General features: G+C 64.5%; 17 protein-coding genes. 6 read left to right on the plus strand and 11 right to left on the minus strand.

Going from position 1 to position 19930, the window contains the following annotated elements; translation table 11 throughout:
- Positions 1–8: 8 nt before the first annotated feature.
- On the plus strand, positions 9–329 hold the full coding sequence (locus tag ABIB73_RS30860) for a 2Fe-2S iron-sulfur cluster-binding protein (protein ID WP_045008721.1): 321 nt from the start codon (positions 9–11) through the stop codon (positions 327–329).
- A 64-nt stretch (positions 330–393) separates the two neighbouring features.
- On the opposite strand, the gene ABIB73_RS30865 is transcribed toward ABIB73_RS30860, so the two are convergent.
- Positions 394–861: an acyl-CoA thioesterase gene (locus tag ABIB73_RS30865; protein WP_354230251.1), complete on the minus strand. Its 468-nt coding sequence runs from the start codon at positions 859–861 to the stop codon at positions 394–396.
- 183 nt (positions 862–1044) lie between these two features.
- Between ABIB73_RS30865 and ABIB73_RS30870 the strand changes: the two genes are divergently transcribed.
- Both ABIB73_RS30870 and ABIB73_RS30875 read left to right on the plus strand, forming a co-directional pair.
- Positions 1045–2073: an NAD(P)/FAD-dependent oxidoreductase gene (locus tag ABIB73_RS30870; protein WP_354230253.1), complete on the plus strand. Its 1029-nt coding sequence runs from the start codon at positions 1045–1047 to the stop codon at positions 2071–2073.
- A 123-nt stretch (positions 2074–2196) separates the two neighbouring features.
- Positions 2197–2799: a DUF2147 domain-containing protein gene (locus ABIB73_RS30875; protein WP_354230255.1), complete on the plus strand. Its 603-nt coding sequence runs from the start codon at positions 2197–2199 to the stop codon at positions 2797–2799.
- A 20-nt stretch (positions 2800–2819) separates the two neighbouring features.
- Here the strand turns inward: ABIB73_RS30875 and ABIB73_RS30880 are convergent, their stop codons facing one another.
- Positions 2820–3971, minus strand: coding sequence for a hypothetical protein (locus ABIB73_RS30880; protein WP_354230257.1), 1152 nt, complete (start codon positions 3969–3971; stop codon positions 2820–2822).
- A 424-nt stretch (positions 3972–4395) separates the two neighbouring features.
- On the opposite strand from ABIB73_RS30880, the gene ABIB73_RS30885 reads away from it, so the two are divergent.
- Positions 4396–4752 (plus strand): hypothetical protein, encoded by a 357-nt coding sequence (locus tag ABIB73_RS30885; RefSeq protein WP_354230259.1) that lies wholly within the window; start codon positions 4396–4398, stop codon positions 4750–4752.
- A 69-nt stretch (positions 4753–4821) separates the two neighbouring features.
- On the opposite strand, the gene ABIB73_RS30890 is transcribed toward ABIB73_RS30885, so the two are convergent.
- The 9 genes from ABIB73_RS30890 to ABIB73_RS30930 all read right to left on the minus strand — a co-directional run bounded on the left by ABIB73_RS30890 (position 4822) and on the right by ABIB73_RS30930 (position 17421).
- Positions 4822–6027: a mandelate racemase/muconate lactonizing enzyme family protein gene (locus tag ABIB73_RS30890; RefSeq protein ID WP_354230261.1), complete on the minus strand. Its 1206-nt coding sequence runs from the start codon at positions 6025–6027 to the stop codon at positions 4822–4824.
- Between the two features lie 37 nt (positions 6028–6064).
- Entirely contained in the window at positions 6065–7606 is a 1542-nt protein-coding gene (garD, locus tag ABIB73_RS30895; protein ID WP_354230263.1) for a galactarate dehydratase, read from the minus strand.
- A gap of 128 nt (positions 7607–7734) precedes the next feature.
- Complete coding sequence (locus ABIB73_RS30900; protein WP_354230265.1) at positions 7735–9183, minus strand: aldehyde dehydrogenase family protein; 1449 nt, start codon at positions 9181–9183, stop codon at positions 7735–7737.
- Between the two features lie 18 nt (positions 9184–9201).
- Complete coding sequence (gene gudD, locus ABIB73_RS30905; RefSeq protein ID WP_354230267.1) at positions 9202–10545, minus strand: glucarate dehydratase; 1344 nt, start codon at positions 10543–10545, stop codon at positions 9202–9204.
- Positions 10546–10571: 26 nt separating this feature from the next.
- Complete coding sequence (gene kdgD, locus ABIB73_RS30910) at positions 10572–11516, minus strand: 5-dehydro-4-deoxyglucarate dehydratase (RefSeq protein ID WP_354230269.1); 945 nt, start codon at positions 11514–11516, stop codon at positions 10572–10574.
- 126 nt (positions 11517–11642) lie between these two features.
- A complete protein-coding gene (locus ABIB73_RS30915) occupies positions 11643–12548 on the minus strand; it encodes a LysR family transcriptional regulator (protein ID WP_354230271.1) in 906 nt (301 codons plus the stop codon).
- Between the two features lie 125 nt (positions 12549–12673).
- Entirely contained in the window at positions 12674–14026 is a 1353-nt protein-coding gene (locus tag ABIB73_RS30920; RefSeq protein WP_354230273.1) for an MFS transporter, read from the minus strand.
- Between the two features lie 261 nt (positions 14027–14287).
- Positions 14288–16240, minus strand: a complete 1953-nt coding sequence (locus ABIB73_RS30925) for an SGNH/GDSL hydrolase family protein (RefSeq protein WP_354230275.1) — start codon at positions 16238–16240, stop codon at positions 14288–14290.
- A 101-nt stretch (positions 16241–16341) separates the two neighbouring features.
- Positions 16342–17421, minus strand: a complete 1080-nt coding sequence (locus tag ABIB73_RS30930) for a lysylphosphatidylglycerol synthase transmembrane domain-containing protein (RefSeq protein WP_354230277.1) — start codon at positions 17419–17421, stop codon at positions 16342–16344.
- 461 nt (positions 17422–17882) lie between these two features.
- Here ABIB73_RS30930 and ABIB73_RS30935 point away from each other — a divergent pair, with 461 nt between their 5' ends.
- Positions 17883–18359, plus strand: coding sequence for a YciE/YciF ferroxidase family protein (locus ABIB73_RS30935; protein ID WP_354230279.1), 477 nt, complete (start codon positions 17883–17885; stop codon positions 18357–18359).
- Positions 18360–18497: 138 nt separating this feature from the next.
- Positions 18498–19907 (plus strand): MFS transporter, encoded by a 1410-nt coding sequence (locus ABIB73_RS30940; RefSeq protein WP_354230280.1) that lies wholly within the window; start codon positions 18498–18500, stop codon positions 19905–19907.
- The last annotated feature ends 23 nt before the right edge of the window (positions 19908–19930 follow it).

The following is a 19930-nucleotide window of genomic DNA, read 5'->3' on the forward strand; positions in this document are numbered from 1 at the left end:
GAGCACACATGGCCAAAATTCACTTTGTCGATCACAAGGGCGAAACCCGTACCGTGGACGTCGAGAACGGCGCGACCGTGATGGAAGCCGCCATTCGCAACAGCATTCCCGGCATCGAAGCCGAATGCGGCGGCGCCTGCGCCTGCGCGACCTGCCATGTCTATGTCGACGAAGCCTGGCGCGAGAAGGTCGGCAGCCCGACGCCGATGGAAGAGGACATGCTCGACTTCGGCTTCGATGTGCGCCCGAACTCGCGCCTGTCCTGTCAGATCAAGGTGAGCGACGAACTCGACGGGCTCGTGGTGGCAACGCCGGAACGTCAGGCCTAGCTTTAACTCTTTAAGAGTGCATGATCTCTCCGGAAAACCGCTACACACTTTTCCGGATCATGCGTTATGTGCTCGGCGGCGCGATCTCAATGCCGCGCTTGTGCCAGGGTCTCAACTTCTCGATCACTTCCGTGGTGAGCGGCGCAGGCCGCCGCGTCGCTTCGTCGAGCATCACGCCGACAGATGTCGCCGACGCGATACACTTGCCTTCCGAAAACACGACCTGCTCGAAGGTCACCGAGGTTCGTCCCAGCTTCACCACGCCGAGGCCAAGCTCGATCGTACCCGGCCAGCGCAGCTCGGCGCGGAAATGCATGTCGAGCCGCACCATGATCCAGGCGAGCCCCGGCGGCGTCAGCCCGTATTGTGGGCTCTTCATCAGCGTGACGCGGCCGGTCTCGAAATAGGTTGCGTAGACCGCGTTGTTGACGTGCTGGTTGGGGTCGAGATCGCCGAAGCGGACGTTGTCGCTGAGGCGAAAAGGGAAGTCCTCCAGGCGCGGCGTCGTATCGAGGCGGCTTGGTGCGTTCACCGGTTGATCTCCGTCATATCCATCCTCGTTACATCCCAGTTGGTTTGACCCGGCAAGTGGCCGCGGCTGCGGGGCGCTCCCGCTTTTATGCCTTCCCTGATCCATCCGCGTTGGCTAGACAGGCAGGGTCACCTCTGCCCGCCGGGCGCCGTCCAACCGATTACGACCGATAAAAGAGACGACATGAGCGACGCGATCAAAACCGATGTGCTGATTATTGGTGCCGGCCCCTGCGGTCTGTTCGCCGCCTTCGAGCTTGGCCTTCTCGACATGAAGACGCATTTCGTCGACATCCTTGACAAGGTCGGCGGCCAGTGCGCCGAGCTCTATCCGGAAAAGCCGATCTACGACATTCCCGGTATTCCGCAGGTCTCCGGCCAGGGCCTGACCGGCGCGCTGATGGAGCAGATCAAGCCGTTCCATCCGACCTTCCATCTCGGCGAGATGGTCGAGACCGTGGAGAAGATCGGTGACCCCTTGTTTCGCTGCACCACCGACACCGGCAAGGTGTTCGAATGCAAGGTGCTGGTGATCGCGGCCGGCGGCGGCTCGTTCCAGCCCAAGCGTCCGCCGGTGCCTGGGATCGAGGCCTATGAAGGCAGCTCGGTGCACTACGCCGTGCGCAAGATGGAAACGTTCCGCGACAAGAACGTGCTGGTTGTCGGCGGTGGCGATTCCGCGCTCGACTGGACGCTCAATCTGCATCCGATCGCCAAGCGCATCACGCTGCTGCACCGGCGCGACGATTTTCGCGCGGCGCCCCACAGCGTCGAGCAGATGCGCGCGCTGGTTGCGGCCGGCAAGATGGATCTCCGGCTCGGCCAGGTCACCGCGCTCGCCGGCACTGAGGGCAAGCTCACCGGCGCCACCGTCAAGGGCAACGACAACAGCGTCGCCGAAATTTCCTGCGACACGATGCTGCCGTTCTTCGGACTGACCATGAAGCTCGGCCCGGTCGCGAATTGGGGCATTGCGCTCGAGAACAATCTGGTGCCGGTCGAGACATCCGCGTTCGAGACCAGCGTCCCCGGCATCTTCGCAATCGGCGACATCAACACCTACCCCGGCAAGATCAAGCTGATCCTGTGCGGCTTCCACGAGGGCGCGCTGATGTCGCAAAAGGCCTACCACTACGTCTATCCGGACAAGCGGCTGGTGTTCCAGTACACGACCTCGTCCTCCAGCCTGCAAAAAAAACTCGGTGTCAACTGACGGCGGCCGAAGCGGGAAGGCGTGCCCCATGTTTCTGGCGCTGGAATCGTTCGCGAAATCGCCGTAGTCTGCGGCCATTGCAGTCTTGGCTAGCAAGGTCATTGGCTTAGCAAGGTGATCATAATGCGGAATCTCTTTCCCGGCTTTCGGCTGCTTTCGCTCCTCGCGCTCGCGCTGTCGCTTGGCGCGGTGAGCCCGGCTGCGGCGCAAGCCCAGCAGCCAACCGCCGCGGGTCTCTGGCAGAAGGTCGAAGACGGCAAGACGGTGGGCTGGTTCCTCTTCATCGACCACAACGGAGTGTTCGAAGGCGTGATCGCCAAGACCTTTCCGCGTCCCGGCGACGATCCGAACGAGGCCTGCACCAAATGCACCGACGATCGCAAGAACGCGCCGGTGCTCGGGCTCTCCTTCATCCGCGACATGAAGCGCGACGGATTGAAGTATGAGGGCGGCAACGTGGTCAATCCGCGCGACGGTAACATCTGGAAGGCCAAGATGACGGTCAGCCCGGACGGGCAGACGCTGACCATGCGCGGCTTTCTCGGCATTTCGCTGTTCGGCAAGGACGAGACCTGGACGCGCCTGCCGGATGCCAGCATCGCCGAGGTCGATCCCGCCATCGTCGCCAAATATCTCCCCGCGCAGGCCGTCGCGACCAAGCTGCCGCCCGCGCCCGCGACCAAGAAGGGCGGCGCGATGATGATGGCGCCGGCAGCGAAGAAGTAGGCTCGCCCGTCGCGGAGCAGTCAATAAGTCCGCGCCTTCTTGCAAGGCGCATAGAACGTCCCGTTGCCGGCAACGACCTTCTCCAGGCATTGCCGGGGATCGGTGATCTCGCCGTCGACCTGAAAATAGTAGGCCTGTGTCCCCAGGCTCAGGACGTAATGTCCCGGCGGAAGCTCGAGCTCTGAATCGCCCGCGTGAAGTTCGTACATCTCGGGTGTCCCCGGAATCGGTGACACCCGGAACGGATAGGAGAAATTGCGGATGACCCCGACGTCGTCTCCACCACTCAGCGTCTTGCCTGCGGCGTCGGTCGAAAACTCTCTGGCGATTTTCGCCACCACCCGAACCTCGACGCGCTCCGGGATAGAGTTTGCGGCGTCGCGGCGGAACACGATGAATTTGGGGTGGCCGTTTGGCAGATGGGGCCGATCGGGCTTCTTGAACTCCGGTGAAATCGCGATCCGCATGTCCGGCGCCGTCACGCCGGTCGCGTTCAGCTCCGCGAGTGAACGATCATCGACCAAAGCGTAGATGCCGTAGTCGGTCGGAAGGACGCGCGTCGGTTTCGCCGGCGCCGCGACGGCAGCTGCCATCTCAGGCTTTGTCACCGTGACCGTCGTCTCCGGTTTGGGCGGGACTTGCGCGATCTCGTGGGTCTGGGGCGAAACCAGCCGGCGCAGCCATGCGATATTGTCCCGCTGCGAGATGAGAAGAACGACGGCGCTGGCGGCAAGCAGGATCGCCGCTGTGCGCTTGATCACCGGCCAGAGCGGACCTGAGATCGCGGGCCGCTTGCTGCGGGATATCTCGATCCCTGATCGCAGAACCGGAGCGTCGGCGGCCACGAGATGTCCGCCTGTCTCGGCCGCTCTGGACGACGTGAGCTGTTGTTGCGGCAAACGCTCAAGGGGGGCCTGTTCAAGCGAGAACTTCTCGACCTCGTCAATTGCGACCTCGAGCGCCCGCTTCATCTGCTCGATGTTCTTCGCGTCCGCGTAGGTGAACTGCTCCAGAAGCTTGTAGCGGGCAAGGTCGTAGACGATCTGCCGCCTGAATTCCGCGTCGTCCGTCACCGTCTCGAGCATGCGCGAGATCACGAGCGCAAACTGCACCTCGTTTGCCGGCAGGTCGGTCGGCTCCTGCTGGCCGGGGAGCAAGTCTCTGGAACTCATAGCGCCGACAGCCCCGTGCGTGTCGCGCCGATACTCGACTTTTCCATTCGAAACAGTTGGTTAAACGATGTCATCGGGACCGCAGCAATGTCCCTCACGTCCTAGCGCAACAAGGGCGGTTCCGAAAGAGCCACGGCCAAATCGCCGCCGCCCCGCAAAGATCGGGCACAGGCTGGGCGTCGGCCGGCGTTGCGCCCCCAAAGCTACTCCTGCGCGATCTCTCGCCATGCAGGACACACACGCCGGTCGAGGATAACGCTGCTGCGCCAGTAGTTCCCCGGAATGCGTGCTGGCGCCGGATTTGCATAGCTGTCGCAAAGCTGCTGGGGGAACGAGTCGCCATGTCAGCGCCTGCCGCCGTCGGCAGGGGCGGGCGACGTTGTTTGTCCCTCGCGGCGCCGATTTCGATCCGCGGGAAGACGATATGAGACTTGCAAGACCGTGTGCGGCGACGCTGCTGGGGCTGATGACGCTGCTGGCGACATCGGCGCTTGCGCGTGACGACGGGCGCTACGCCAACTCGCCGCTCAAACCCTGGTTCGAGAGCCTGCGCAGCGAATACGGGCAGTGCTGCTCCGACGCTGATGGCTATGTCGTCGCCGATGTCGACTGGGAGTCCGATCAGGGGCACTACCGCGTGCATCTCGACGAGGAGTGGGTCGTCGTGCCAGACGGCGCGGTCATCAGCGAGCCGAACAAGATTGGCCGCACCATGGTGTGGAAGCACTATATTGATGGCCACCCGCGCGTCCGCTGCTTCATGCCGGGCAGCATGACGTGAGGCGCGCATCACGCCAATGTTTGCGGACGGCTTCGCGGGGATCCGTCGCGGCGTGACGCTGATCGTGCCTTATGCGCCGAGTTTGGACTCTCGCACCACTGCATCCGCGCGGCGACGCAAGTCCGGATTGAGGGCAAGCCCGAGACCGGGGGCAGTCGGTGCAGACACGATGCCGTTGCGCACGGCCGGAAGTGTCGTGACGAGGTCGCGATACCACGTCGACAGCGTCGCGCGCACGACCTCCTGGAAGATCGCGGTCGGCGCATGCAGCGCCAGATGCAGGCCCGCCATCAACGCTACCGGGCCGGTGCAATCGTGCGGGGCGAGCGGCTTGTTGTAGGCTTCCGCCAGCGCCGCGATCTTGCGTGCTTCGCTCAGGCCGCCGCACCAGGCGATGTCGAGCATCACCACGTCGATCGCGTCGGCCGCGAGCAGATTGCGGAAGCTCGCCGCGCCCGCCAAGGTCTCACTGCCACAGATCGGCGTTTTCACGCGCCGCCTGAGGTCGGCGAGACCCTGCACATCGTCCATCTTGTTGAGGGGATCCTCGACCCAGAACACGCTGTAGTGTTCGAGCGCGCGGCAGATCCGCTCGGCGGTGTGCGGGCCCCACAGGCTGTGCAGCTCGCACATGATCTCGATGCGATCGCCGACCGCGTCGCGGATTTTTCGGAACGGCTCCAGCCCGGTCTTCAGGTCGGTGAGCGAGATCGAATGGCCGCCGTTGGCGGCAAACGGATCGAATGGCCAGATCTTCATGGCGCCATAGCCTTCACTCAAGAGGCTCTCGGCAAGCGCACCGGCGTCACGCATGAAGGCGATCTGGTCGTCATAGGGGCCGAGCGCGGCATCATCAGTGCCGATCTCGCGGCGCCTGGCGCTCTTGGTATTATAGGCATACCCGGCGCAGGTGTTGTAGGCGCGGATCTCTAACCGGCTCGCGCCGCCGAGCGCCTCGTGCACGGGAATGCCGTGGCGCTGGCCCTTGATGTCCCATAGCGCGATGTCGATGGCGCTGGCCGCGCGCACCTCGGCGCTGACGCTGTGGAAGCCGAGATAGGGCGTCAGCAACTGGCGCGAGATCGCCTCGATGCGACGGGAGTCCTGGCCGAGCACCAGCGGTGCCGCAAGCTCATGCACTGCCGCCTCGACCGCCTGCGCACCACGAAAGCTTTCACCGAGGCCGGTCAGTCCTTCGTCGGTCTCGATCTCGACCCAGATCAAATTCGGTCGCTCGTCGATGCGGATCGTGCGCAGGGTCGTGATGCGGGACATTGAGGCCCTCTTGGTCTTGCGGTGTCGAGATCGGCGCTCAGGTCACCGGCGCCGGATTGAACAGCGTGAGATCGTTGTGGATGCCCCAGCGGTCCGACCACGGCTTGGTGCGGCCGCTGGCGACATCGAGGATCAGGCGGAACAGGTCCCAGCCGGTTTCCTCGATGGTCTTCTCGCCGGTGGCAATGCCGCCCGCATCGAAATCGATCAGGTCTTTCCAGCGTCGGGCAAGCTCGCTACGCGTTGCGACCTTGATGACCGGCGCGGCGGCAAGGCCGTAAGGCGTGCCGCGGCCGGTGGTGAACACTTGCAGGGTCATGCCGGAAGCGAGCTGGAGCGTGCCGCAGATGAAGTCGGAGGCGGGCGTCGCCGCAAACAGCATTCCCTTTTTCGTTGCCTTCTCGCCCGGCGAGAGCACGCCGGTGATCGCGCTCGAGCCGGACTTGACGATCGAGCCGAGCGATTTTTCGACGATATTGGCCAAGCCGCCCTTCTTGTTGCCGGGCGTGGTGTTGGCGCTGCGATCGGCGCCGCCGCGGGCGAGATAGGAATCGTACCAGGCCATCTCGCGCACCAGCGCGCGGCCGACGTCCTCGTTGATGGCGCGTCGGGTGAGGAGCTGGATTGCGTCGCGCACCTCCGTGACTTCCGAGAACATCACGGTGGCGCCGGCGCGCACCAGCAGGTCGGCGGCGAAGCCGAGGGCTGGGTTGGCGGTGACGCCAGAGAACGCGTCGCTGCCGCCGCATTGCAGGCCGATCACGAGATCGGCGGCCGGGCAGGTTTCGCGGGTACGCTTGTTGAGGACTTTCAGGCGCGCTTCCGCCTGGGTCATGATCGCATCGACAATGGCGCCAAAGCCGTCGAACGCCTCGTCCTGCATCCGCACGATGGCATCGCTGATGCCTTCCGGTACCAGCCGCTCAGGCGCCAGTTTCTCGCAGCCGAGGCTGATGACCAAAATCTCGCCGCCGAAATTCGGGTTGAGCGCAAGGTTTTGCAGCGTGCGGATCGGCACTACAGCGTCAGGCGCGTTGATGGCGACGCCGCAGCCATAGGCATGCGTCAGCGGCACGACGTCGTCGACGTTCGGATATTTGGGCAGCAGCTCGGCGCGGATGCGCTTGACCGCATATTCCATCGTGCCCTTGACGCATTGCACTGAGGAGGAGATGCCGAGGATGTTCTTGGTGCCGACCGAGCCATCGGTGTTGCGAAAGCCCTCGAAAGTAAAGCCTTCGAGTGGCGGCAACGGCGCGGGCACCGCGGTCGAGATCTCGAGCTTGTCCAGCGCAGGGGCCTCCGGCATGCGGATGCGCGCTTCATCGACCCATTCGCCGGCCAGGATCGGCGAGAGCGCATGGCCGATCACCTCGCCATAGCGGACGATCGGGGCGTCTTGCGCGATGTCGACCAGCGCGGTCTTGTGCCCCTGCGGCACGAAGGCGCGCAGCGTCAGCCCGCAGGCAAAGCGGGAGCCGGCGGGAAGCCCGAAATCATTGACCACGATCGCGACATTGTCGCGCTCGTTGAGCTTGATGTAGCGGGGCTGCTCTTTCGCTGCGATGTCCTGGTCCATGCGCTTTCCTCAACAACAGAAGAAGTTGTAGGATGGGCAAAGGCGCAAAGCGCCGTGCCCACCATGCTTCAACATCGATCGCGAGCGGTGGGCACGCTTCGCTTTGCCCACCCTACAAGGTCAGCCTATCAACCCGGATAGGTATAGGCAGTCTTCACCGTGGTGTAGAACTCGCGCGCATAGGAGCCCTGCTCGCGGGCGCCGTAGCTCGAACCCTTCCGGCCACCGAACGGCACGTGATAGTCGACGCCGGCGGTCGGCAGATTGACCATCACCATGCCGGACTCGCTGTTGCGCTTGTAGTGCGAGGCGTATTTCAGGCTCGAGGTGCAGATACCCGAGGCGAGACCGAACTCGGTGTCGTTGGAGATCGCGAGTGCCTCGTCGTAGTTCCTGGCGCGGATCACCGCGGCGACGGGGCCGAAGATCTCCTCGCGCGCGATGCGCATGTTGTTGTTGGCTTCGGTGAACAGCGCCGGCTGGAGGTAATGGCCGGGCGTCTCGCGCTTGAGCAGCTCGCCGCCCCAGGCCAGCTTGGCGCCTTCGTCCTGACCGATCTTGATATAGCGCAGGTCCTGATCGAGCTGGCTCTGATCGACGACAGGGCCGATATGGACGCCGGCCTTGAGCGCGTCGTCCACCGACAGGCCTTTCAGACGCTCGGCCATCGCCGCGACGAAGCGGTCGTGGATGCCTTCGGTGACGATCAGGCGGGAGGAGGCGGTGCAGCGCTGGCCGGTCGAGAAATAGGCGCCGTTGACGGCGACCTCGACGGCGGTCTTGAGGTCGGCGTCGTCGAGCACGACCAGCGGATTCTTGCCTCCCATCTCGAGCTGGAATTTCTTCATGGGATTGGAAAGCACGCAGGCCTGCGCGATCTTGCGTCCGGTCTGCACCGAGCCGGTGAAGGAGATCGCGGCGACATCCGGATGCTCAAGGAGCGTCTGGCCGACCACGGAGCCGGCGCCGACCACGAGATTGAACACGCCGGCCGGAAGGCCGGAGCGGGTGATGATCTCGGACAGTGCGTGCGCGGAGCCCGGCACCAGCTCGGCCGGCTTAAACACCACCGTGTTGCCGTAGCAGAGCGCGGGAGCGATCTTCCAGGCCGGGATCGCGATCGGAAAATTCCAGGGCGTGATCATGCCGACGACGCCGACCGGCTCGCGCGTGAGCTCGACGTCGAGGCCGGGACGCACCGAGGCGCCCTTCTCGCCGATCAGGCGCAGCGCCTCGCCGGCGAAGAACGCAAAGATCTGGCCCGCGCGCGCGACCTCGCCGATGCCCTCGGGAAGGGTCTTGCCTTCCTCGCGGGCGAGCAGGCGGCCGAGCTCTTCCTTGCGGGCGATGATTTCGAGAGAAATCTTGTTCAACGCGTCATAGCGCGCCTGCGGTGTCGACTGCGCCCAGGCGGGAAAGGCGGCCTTTGCAGCCGCAATCGCCTTCTCGGTCTGAGCCTTGTCGGCCCTGGCGTATTCGCCGACGAGATCGTTGGTGTTGGAGGGGTTGATATTCTTGGTGACGCCGGAGCCGTCGACCCATTCGCCGCCGATGAAGTTCTTCAGGATGGCAGTCATGTTGTCCTCCGAGAGTTTTTAACGCACGAGGCAGGGACGCTTGTCGTCAAAGGTCCAGCCGGGGATCAGGTCCTGCATGGCTGTAGCGTCATCGCGGGCGCCAAGTCCATGCTGCTTGTAGAGTTCATGCGCGGCCTCGATGGCCGCGCGGTCGATCTCGATGCCGAGGCCCGGCCGTTCGGGTACGGCGATCTTGCCGCCCTTGATCAGGAGCGGCTCCTTGGTCAGCGCCTGGCCGTCCTGCCAGATCCAGTGGGTGTCGATCGCGGTGACCTTGCCGGGGGCGGCGGCGCCGACATGGGTGAACATGGCGAGCGAAATGTCAAAGTGGTTGTTGGAGTGCGAGCCCCAGGTCAGGCCATTGTCACGGCAGGTCTGGGCGACGCGCACCGAGCCTTGCATGGTCCAGAAATGGGGATCGGCCAGCGGAATGTCTACCGCACCGAGGCGCAGCGCGTGTGAAAGCTGCCGCCAGTCGGTCGCGATCATGTTGGTGGCGGTCGGCAGCCCCGTGGCGCGGCGGAACTCGGCCATGATCTCGCGGCCAGAGAAGCCGGCCTCGGCGCCGCAGGGGTCCTCGGCATAGGCGAGGATGCGGTGCATGTCCTTGCAGAGCCGGATCGCCTCGTCGAGCGACCAGGCGCCGTTGGGGTCCAGCGTGACGCGGGCGTCGGGAAAGCGTTTTGCGATCGCGGTGACGGCCTCGATCTCCTGCTCGCCGCGAAGCACGCCGCCCTTGAGCTTGAAGTCGGCGAAGCCGTAGTGGTCGTGGGTGGCTTCAGCGAGCCGCACCACCGTCTCCGGCGTCATCGCCTCCTGGTGGCGGAGGTTGAACCATTCGGGCTTGCCGGTCTCGCCCGCGACATAGTCGAGCTTGCTCTTGCTGATGTCGCCGACGAAGAAGAGGTAGCCGAGCGTCTCGACGCTCTTGCGCTGCTGGCCCTCGCCGAGCAAGGCGGCGACGGGCAGATTGAGATGCTGGCCGAGCAGGTCGAGTAGCGCGGACTCCACCGCCGTAACGGCATGGATCATGACGCGGAGGTCAAACGTCTGCTTGCCGCGGCCGCCGGCGTCGCGATCGGCGAACGCGGTGCGGATGTCGGCGAGGATGTTGTTCAGCGCGCCGACAGTCTTGCCGATCACGAGATCGCGGGCGTCCTGGAGCGTCTGCCAGATCTTTTGCCCGCCCGGCACCTCGCCGACGCCGGTGTGACCGGCATTGTCGGTGAGGATGACGATGTTGCGGGTGAAGAACGGCGCGTGCGCGCCGCTCAGGTTGAGGAGCATGCTATCGCGGCCGGCGACCGGGATCACCTGCATCGCTGTGACGATCGGTGCGCCAGAAATATCAGTCTGGGCCATCGCACGCTCCTCCCTGTTGTCGTCTGTTATTCTGCAGCCTGTTGTGACGATCGGATGGCGGGCAGCTTTTGCACCAGCGCGGCCACTTCCGCGATCTCCTGTTCGGTGAGATCGGTCAGCGGCGGGCGGACCGGACCGGAGTCGCGGCCGATGACCTTCATGCCCGCCTTGATGATCGAGACCGCATAGCCCTTCTTGCGGTTGCGGATCGCGATCAGAGGCAGGATGAAATCCTTCAGCCCGGCATGGATCGTCGCATGGTCGCGCTTGCGAACTGCGGCGTAGAAATTGGTGGCGAATTCCGGAACGAAGTTGAACACGGCCGAGGAGTAGGTCGTCACGCCCATGTCGAGATAGGGCAGTGCGAAAGTCTCCGCCGTCGGCAGGCCGCCGATATAGGTCAGGCGGTCGCCGAGCCTGGTGTAGACGCGGGTCATCAGCTCGATGTCGCCGATGCCGTCCTTGTAGCCGACCAGGTTCGGGCAGCGCTCGGCGAGGCGAGCCAGCGTATCGGGCTGGAGGATGGCGTTGTCGCGGTTGTAAACGATGACGCCGATCTTCACGGAGGCGCAGACCGCCTCGACATGGGCGGCCAGGCCTTCCTGCTCGGAATGGGTCAGATAAGGCGGCAGCAGCAGCAGGCCGTCGGCGCCGGCCTTTTCCGCGCCGATCGCGATCTCGCGGGCGATCGCGGTGCCGTAGCCGGTGCCGGCGAGCACGGGCACGCGGCCCTTGGTCTCGTCGACCGCGATCTTGACGACGTGCGGAACCTCGGTCGGGGTCAGCGAGAAGAACTCGCCGGTGCCGCCGGCGGCGAACAGGCCGGCGACGTCATAGCCGCAGAGCCAGTCCATGTTGGCGCGATAGGTCGCCTCGTCGAAGGAATAGTCCGCCTTGAACGGCGTGACGGGGAAGGACAGGAGGCCGGATCCGATCTTCTGGGCCATTTCCTGCGGGGTCATCTTGCTCATGGGCGCTGCTCCCTTCTCTCGTGTTGTCGAGGACGCAACTCAAGCGCGCGTCCATGCGCTGCTGTTTAGGAGACCGTTCGATGCGCGTCCAAGCCAAAGCCTATATCGACCGATACGAATTCAGCATCAATCATCCATCGCCTCCGCCGAGGACAATTCGCCCGCGATCTTCACCAGGGCCGAGAGCAGGGGATTCTCGTCGTCACGGCGCCAGACCATGAACAGCTCAACGGGGACGCGCGTGCGCAGCTTCAAGGGGCGCAGGCGGACGTCGGAGATTTTCAGGCTTGCAGCCGCTGCCGGCACGATGGCGAGGCCAAGACCGGCGCGCACCATGGCGAGGATCGAATGGATCTGACTGAGGTGCTGGACATAGCGCGGCAGAATGTCGGCGCGGGTGAATAGCGCGACCAGCAGGTCGTGGAAGTAGCGGCTCTCATAGGGCGAATACATCACGAAGGGCTGGTCGTCGAAATCCTTGATGGTGATGTTTTCGGCATTCGCCAGCGGATGCTTCTTCGGGATTGCGGCGAGCAGGGGCTCGGCGACGACGCGGCGGCTCGTCAGTTCGGGCCGCGCGATCGGTGGCCGCAACAGGCCAGCGTCGATCTGACCCGAGGTCAACGCCTCGAACTGGTCGCCCGACACCATCTCCTTCAGCGAGAAATCGACCTCCGGCAGTTTGGCGCGGCAGGCGGCGACGAGCTCGGGGAGGAAGCCGTAGGCGGCCGCCGCGGTGAAGCCGATCTTCACCGAGCCGGTCTTGCCGAGCGCGATGCGCCGGGCGACCTGGGAAGCGCTTTCCGCAAGCTTCAGGATGCGGCGGGCCTCCGGCAGGAAGCTGCGCCCGGCCGGGGTCAGGCGTACCGAGCGGCTGGTGCGTTCGAGCAGGGGCGCGTCGATGATGTGCTCGAGCACCTGGATCTGCCGGGACAGCGGCGGCTGGGTCATGTTGAGCCGCGCGGCGGCGCGGCCGAAATGCAGCTCTTCTGCAACGGTGACGAAACAGCGGAGCTGGTTGAGGTCGAACATCGATACATGCCTTAGATGGATAAGGCGTTTCCCCGGCACTTCTAGCATCGATCATCCCCGAAACAAAGACGGCGGCTGTGAAGCCGCCGTAAGTTGCCTGGTCCCGCTCCGATCTCTCGGAGCGCTCAGGAGGAACGTTTGAGCACCACCCGCTCGATCTTGCCCACGATCACGAGATAGGCGAATGCGGCGACCAGCGCGTTGGCGCCGACGAACACCAGGGCACCGTTGAAGGAGCCGGTCGCCGCCAGGATGTAGCCGATCACGATCGGGGTGGTGATCGAGGAGATGTTGCCGAAGGTGTTGAACAGACCGCCGGAGACGCCGCCTGCTTCCTTGGGCGAGGTGTCGGAGACGACCGCCCAGCCGAGTGCGCCGATGCCCTTGCCGAAGAAGGCGAGCGCCATGAAGCCGACCACCAGCGCCTGGCCGTCGACATAGTTGCAGGCGATGATCGACATCGACAGCAGCATGCCGCCCACGATCGGGATCTTGCGCGCCATGGTCAGCGAGTTGGTCTTGCGCAGGATATAGTCGGAAATGACGCCACCGAGCACGCCGCCGAAGAAGCCGCACAACGCCGGCAGCGTCGCGACGAAGCCCGCTTGCAGGATCGACAGGCCGCGCTCCTTGACGAGGTAGACCGGGAACCAGGTCAGGAAGAAATAGGTCAGCGTGTTGATGCAGTACTGGCCGAGATAGACGCCGAGCATCATGCGGTTGGAGAGCAGCTGGCGGATGTGGTCCCATCTCGGGCCAGAGTCCGGCGCACGCCCGTCCTTCAGATCGTCTTTGGGCGCGTCGAGATCGACAAGTGCGCCGCCTTCCTTGATGTAGTCGAATTCGGCCTCGTTGACGCCGGGATGCTCCTTCGGGCCGTAGATGGTCTTGATCCAGACGAGGCCCATGATGACGCCGAGCGCGCCCATCACGAAGAACACGTAGCGCCAGCCGTAATCGTGGGCGATCCAGCCCATCAACGGCGCGAAGATCACGGTCGCGAAATATTGCCCGGAATTGAAGAAGGCGGACGCTGTGCCGCGCTCATTGCCGGGAAACCAGGCCGCAACGATGCGCGCGTTGGCCGGGAAGGAGGGCGCCTCCGCAATGCCGACCAGGAAGCGAAGTGCGAACAGCATGAGGATCGCGGTGCCGGCACCGAAGAAGCCGACCCAGCCTTGCATCGTCGTGAACAGCGACCAGACGATGATGGAGAAGGCATAGACGAGCCGCGAGCCGTAGCGGTCGAGCAGCCAGCCGCCCGGCACCTGCGCGATCACATAGGACCAGCCGAAGGCCGAGAAGATGTAGCCCATGGCGACGGGATCAAGGTGGAGTTCCTTGGAGAGCGCGGGACCCGCGATCGAGAGCGTGGCGCGGTCGGCGTAATTGACCGTCGTGACCAGGAACAACATGGTCACGATGAACAGCCTGACGCGAGACCTCTTCACGTCCGTTGCGGACACAATTGCGCTCATCAGGCGCCTCCTTGAACTCGAAATGTTTCCTCACGACGACTCCTAGAGGGGCGCGCAGGAAAGTGTCCAAGTTGAAGGGGGTATCGATTGATACCGTTTTTGGATTGATGGAACGGCAGGTGCTACGCACTCCACTGTCATTCCCCCGCGAAAGCGGGGAATCCAGTACGCCGCGGCGTCTCGATTCAATCACGTCTGGCACGGAGTACTGGACGCCCGCTTTCGCGGGCGATGACAGCGAGAGTGAGGAGAGTGCCTGCGTTACTGCTGCGCGTCCGGCAAGAGCGGAGCCAGGAGTCCGCGCGTGACGCCTGGCGGCGCCGCGTCGAGGCCGAGCACGGCGCTCGCGGCGGGCAGCGCAGCGTCCGCCATCGCGGCGTGGCCTTCGGCGGTGGGATGCACGGCGCCGCCATAGACGGCCGAGAGTACGCCCCAGGTTGCGTCGTGGATGTCGGTCGGCTGGCTCGCCTGCGGCAATCCTTGCGGATAGGTCATCGCGGCAAAATAGCTGTCATTGGCGTCGCGGATCCAGCGCGCGCGGGGCAAGTAGGCGCGGTATTCCGAGGCGCCGCGTCCGCACAGCATCGGCTGGCTCGCCGCGCTCACGATGTCCGGATTGAAGCTCTGGCCGTTTTCCGCAAAGCAGGTGCGGTCGAATTCGGGATCGCTGCCGGCATGGGCGCAGAAGCCGTGGTCGGCGAACGCAGCCTGATGCGTATCGACGAAGGTCATGCGGTCGGCTTCGGGATCGCGGCACAGCGCGCCGCGCGTGCAGGTGGCAAGCCCCTTCAGTTGCGGCAGGAACTCGGTGTCGACGTAGGTCGAGACCCGCGCGAGCCGCTGCGGATCGGCATTGAAGGCGGGGTGGATGTCGAAGCCGCCGCGGCCGCCGCGGCAGGGCACGCCGCCATCCGCCAGCGCCGGGTTGGCGTAGGAGACATAGACCACATGAGAAAGGTCGCCGCCCACCAGCGGCTTCAGCGCTTCGCGCAGCTTGACGAAATTCTGCGGCAGCTCGCGCGCCAGCGCGTCGCGGGAATCGTCGACGCTCGCCATCACGCCGGAGCGGCGGAACAGCGCCCGCTCGGTCGCGGTATCGACGATGACGTCGGCGACGAGGCCGGAGAAATAGACGTCGTTGGCGCCGATCGAGAGCAGCACCAGGTCAAGGTTGCGATCCGGCTGACGCTTCTTCGCCGCGGTGAGCGCTTCCCGCAGCTCGGAGACCTGCGGGCTGACGCTGGTCTGGCAGGTGCCGTTCTTGCTGGGCGGACATTCGCGGGCGCGCTGCGAACCGAGCAGGCCGTCGCTGATGCTGGCGCCGGTGCAGGCGAGCGGCAGATAGGTCACCGCGATGTGGGTGTAGCGCACCGCGAGCGCGAGCGCGGTGCGGGTCTGGTAGCTGTAGAGCGAGCGGTGACAGGGCGAGTTGAACCAGAGCGCGCCGTAGCGCTGCCAGTTGGCGAGCGTATCGGGCGCCTCGCAGGCGCGGCCGCCCTTGAAGCCGGCGCGGCTCGGCCGGTAATACTGCCCGCCGGCGGTGCCGAGATAGGAACGGAAGCAGAAACCCTCGTCGGACAGCGCCAGTGGCCGGTCCGGATTGCCTTCGCCGGAAGCGATGCTGTCGCCGAGGCCCGCAATGAAGATGTCGCGGACCTGGATCTCGGTCTGGACTCGCTGGGTCGGATCGGAGCCGGACGAGACGTCGACGCTTGCAACCGTCTGCTTGCCGTAGCGGACGCGCAGATTGATCGGCTCGGCACAGTCGAAGGTCGAGCTTTGCGGCCCGTCGCCATCGTCGAACGACCAGGCGCAGGTGGCGCCGACCGGCACCGCGCCGGTCAGGCGCACGGTGACGGGGTGGTCGATCGGGGTGATATAGTTCTCTTTGACGTTGTCGCGGGTGCAGGGCTGGTTGACCCGGCCCTGGAGGTCGATGCAGAGCCGATTGACCATGTTGCGGGCCCAGCCGCGACCCTCGCTCTGGAGCTCCAGCGACTGCTCCGCGGCGAGGATGCTGCGGTTACGCGCGTTCTCGACATGCAGCAGGAAGTCGCGCTCCTCGCGGAACAGCCGGAAGCGGTTGCGCACCTCCCAGGTGATCTGCATGGCGCCTGCGTCCTGCGCGGCGACGCGCTGAAACGGCAAAGCGGTGAGGAGCCCGGCGAACAGCATGGCGCCGGCGAGAAAATGGCGAAAGGAAACAGGGATCATGGCCCGCGTCTTCAACGGCAAAGTTGAGGCGGAAATAAGAGAGGACTGTTCCCCCACCTGCAACCTTTGTCTGGCGGGTTTGCGGGCCGCCGTCCAGCGCCTTACCGCTTGGCCTGCCGCAGCGACCGCTCGTGCTCCATCGCTGTCACCTGCTTGGGCAGGTTGGCCTGCGCGCAGGCCTCCGCCAGCCGCCGCCGCTCCTGCCAGGGCCGGACCACGTTCATCCAAAGCTCGCGCGCGCCCATGATGGAGATGGCAAGACCGAACGGGATCACGAAATAGAGCAAGCGGAAGACCAGCAGGGTGGCCAGCAGCTGCTCGCGGCCGAATTCGGGGAGCGCCACCAGCATGGCGGCGTCGAACACGCCGATCGAGCCGGGGGCGTGGCTGGCGAAGCCCAGCAGCGTCGCCAGGATGAACACCACGGCGAGCGACAGGAAGTCGATCGGCGGATTGGCCGGTATCAGGAGGTACATCGCCAGCGCGCAGAATCCGAGATCGACCACGCCGATCAGGATCTGCACCAGCGTCAGCGGCGCCGATGGCAGCACCACTTTCCAGCCCTTTTGGCCGAGCTCGCGGCGCTTCTCGCCCATGCACAGCCAGACCAGGTAGGCGGCGATCGAGGCAAGGCCGCCGAGTGCGATCAGCCGGTTGATCGACGAGGGCAGCTGATCCATGTAGGAGGCGGCATCCGGATGGATGGCCATGCCGATCGAGAGCACGAAGATGTTACCGAGCCAGAACGTCAGGCCGGAGAGGAAGCAGATCTTTGCGACGTCGATCGCGTTCAGCCCGTAGTCGGAATAGATCCGGAAGCGGATCGCGCCGCCCGTGAACACGGTGGCGCCGATGTTGTGGCCGATCGAATAGGACGTGAAGCTGGACAGCGCTGCAATGCGGTAGGGAACGTGCTTCTTGCCGATCGTTCGCAGTGCAAAAAAATCGTAGAAGGTCAGCGTACAGAACGCGAAGAACACGCAGATCGCGGCGAGCCCGATGTGCCCGCGCGGAATCTCGGTTAACGCGGTCAGGATGACTCCGGTATCGATGCCCTTGAGGGTCCGCAGCAGCGTGGTGACCGCGAAGGCGATGATCATCACGCTCGCGGCAATTCCGAGCCGTCGCCAGCCAATCCATCTCTTGAAGCCGCGTTTCAGCGCGGGCAGCAGTCCGTGCATTCATCCTCCCGGCGGGGGGCAAGACCAACCCGGTCAGGCATTGACGGGTCGGGCGCGATCGCTGCCAAAAAGTGGGCGTCGATCGCTGAGCATCATCTAGCTCATTAAGGCAAAAACAGCGACTTGTGCAGCCCTTGACAAGAATAGGTTCTGCACCGCACCGGTCGTTTTTGTCATACGTGGTTCACATGGGAGGCACGTTATGCATATGAGTCGTGGCACCGGCTCGGATCGCGCTTCCACATGTGTGTCGAACATGGTTTCAAATCCTGTCGCCGCAAGCAGTGTTCCGGCGCAAACGATGCGGACTTCTTTGGAACGACGGTGCCGCGCGCAGGTTAGCGTCCCATCAGCAATCGAACACGGTGAAAATGCGGCTTCTCGTGCAAGCCGGTATTGCCGTGTTCCCGAAACCGGCGAGGATCGGAACGACGGGACTGTTCACAAAAGACATCAAAACCATGAACGACCTGTTCGTGCATCAGCTACAGGACATCTACTACGCCGAGCAACAGCTCACCAAGGCGCTGCCGAAAATGGCAGATAAGGCTACCGATCCGCAGTTGAAGCAGGGCTTTTTGACGCACCTCGAAGAGACCAGGCAGCACGTCAAGCGCCTCGAGGAGGTGTTCAAGATGCACGGTGCGCAGGTGAAGGCGGTCGATTGCCCGGCCATCGACGGCATCATCGAGGAAGCCGACGAGACCGCCGGCGAAGTCGCCGACAAGGCGGTGCTCGACGCAGCCCTGATCAACGCGGCGCAGGCCGCCGAGCACTACGAGATCGTGCGCTACGGCAGCTTGATCGCCTGGGCCAAGCAGCTCGGCCGTACCGACTGCGCCGCCGTGCTTGCGAAAACGCTCGAAGAGGAGAAGGCGACCGACAAGAAGCTGACGTCGCTTGCCGAGAGCAAGGTCAATCTGCGCGCCGCGAGCTAACGCGTCTTGCAAACGAAACGCCGTGCGCTGGACGCACGGCGTTTCGTTATTAACGACATCCATCATTCGGTCATTGTCGAAGCATGATGGCGCGTTTCGAACGTATATGTCGCATGGGGCTGCAATCGAGGTGGCAGCATGCACGCCAATACCATCAAATATGAAGCCTTCGACGACGCGAACGGCGCCCCGCGCGCCGCATCGCGCCTTGCAACCTCGCTCACGCTTGCCGCGATGAGCCTGGGCTATGGCGTGGTGCAGCTCGATGTCACCATCGTCAACACCGCGCTCGACGCCATGGGCAGGACGCTCGGCGGCGGGGTTGCCGAACTGCAATGGGTGGTCAACGCCTACACCATCGCCTTTGCCGCCTTCATCCTGACGGCGGGCGCGCTCGGCGACCGCATCGGCGCCAAGCGCGTCTTCATGTCGGGCTTCGCCATCTTCACCGCGGCCTCGCTCGCCTGCGCGCTGTCGCCCAATGCGATTGTGTTGATCGGCGCCCGGCTCGTCCAGGGACTGGCCGCGGCGATCCTTGTGCCGAATTCGCTGGCGCTGTTGAACCATGCCTATACCGACGACCGGCAGCGCGGCCGCGCCGTCGCGGTCTGGGCCGCCGGCGCGAGCCTGGCGCTGACCGCCGGCCCCTTCGTCGGCGGTGGCCTGATCACGCTGGTCGGGTGGCGCGCGATCTTTCTGGTTAACCTTCCGATCGGCCTCGCCGGCCTGTGGCTGAGCTGGCGCTATGCGGCTGAAACCACGCGGGCGCCCGGTCGCGAGATCGATCTGCCCGGCCAATTCGCAGCCATCGGTGCGCTCGGAGCGCTTGCCGGCGCGATCATTGAGGGCGGCGCGCTTGGCTGGGAGCATCCCGCGGTGATCGGAGCGTTCATTGCGGCCGCCGTCCTGGCCGTGCTGTTTGTCTGGCGCGAGAGCCGCACGGCGCGGCCGATGCTGCCCTTGTCCTTGTTTGGTCACCAGCTGTTTACCCTGACCACGATCGTCGGCCTCCTCGTCAACATCGCGATCTACGGCCTGATCTTCGTGCTCAGCCTGTACTTCCAGAGGATCAACGGCCTGTCCGCCTGGTGGACCGGGCTCGCCTTCGTGCCGATGATGGGTGCGGTGCTGCCGGTCAATTTGCTGGCGCCGCGTGTCGCCGAACGCATCGGTCCGTGCCCGACCATCGTCGTCGGCGCCTGCATATCGGCGCTCGGTTGTCTTGGCCTGCTCTGGATCGAAGCCGGGACGAGCTATTGGGCGGTCTGCGCGCAGATGATTGCCATCAGCGGCGGACTTGGTTTGCTGGTGCCGCCTCTGACCTCGACCTTGCTGGGCAGCGTCGAGAAGGCGCGCTCCGGCATTGCCGCAGGAGTCCTGAACGCGACGCGGCAAACCGGCAGCGTGCTCGGCGTTGCGTTGTTCGGCTCGCTCATCGCAGGCGAAGGCGCGTTCATGCAAGGCCTGCATCTCGCGCTGGTTATTTCGGCTACTGTCCTGCTACTTGCGGCTGCGACGATCGGATTTGGTGCGCGGGCGCAGAGATGAAGAATGTGAGCGAGCGCACACAT

Source organism: Bradyrhizobium sp. F1.4.3 (genome assembly GCF_040548375.1).
Lineage (GTDB): Bacteria > Pseudomonadota > Alphaproteobacteria > Rhizobiales > Xanthobacteraceae > Bradyrhizobium.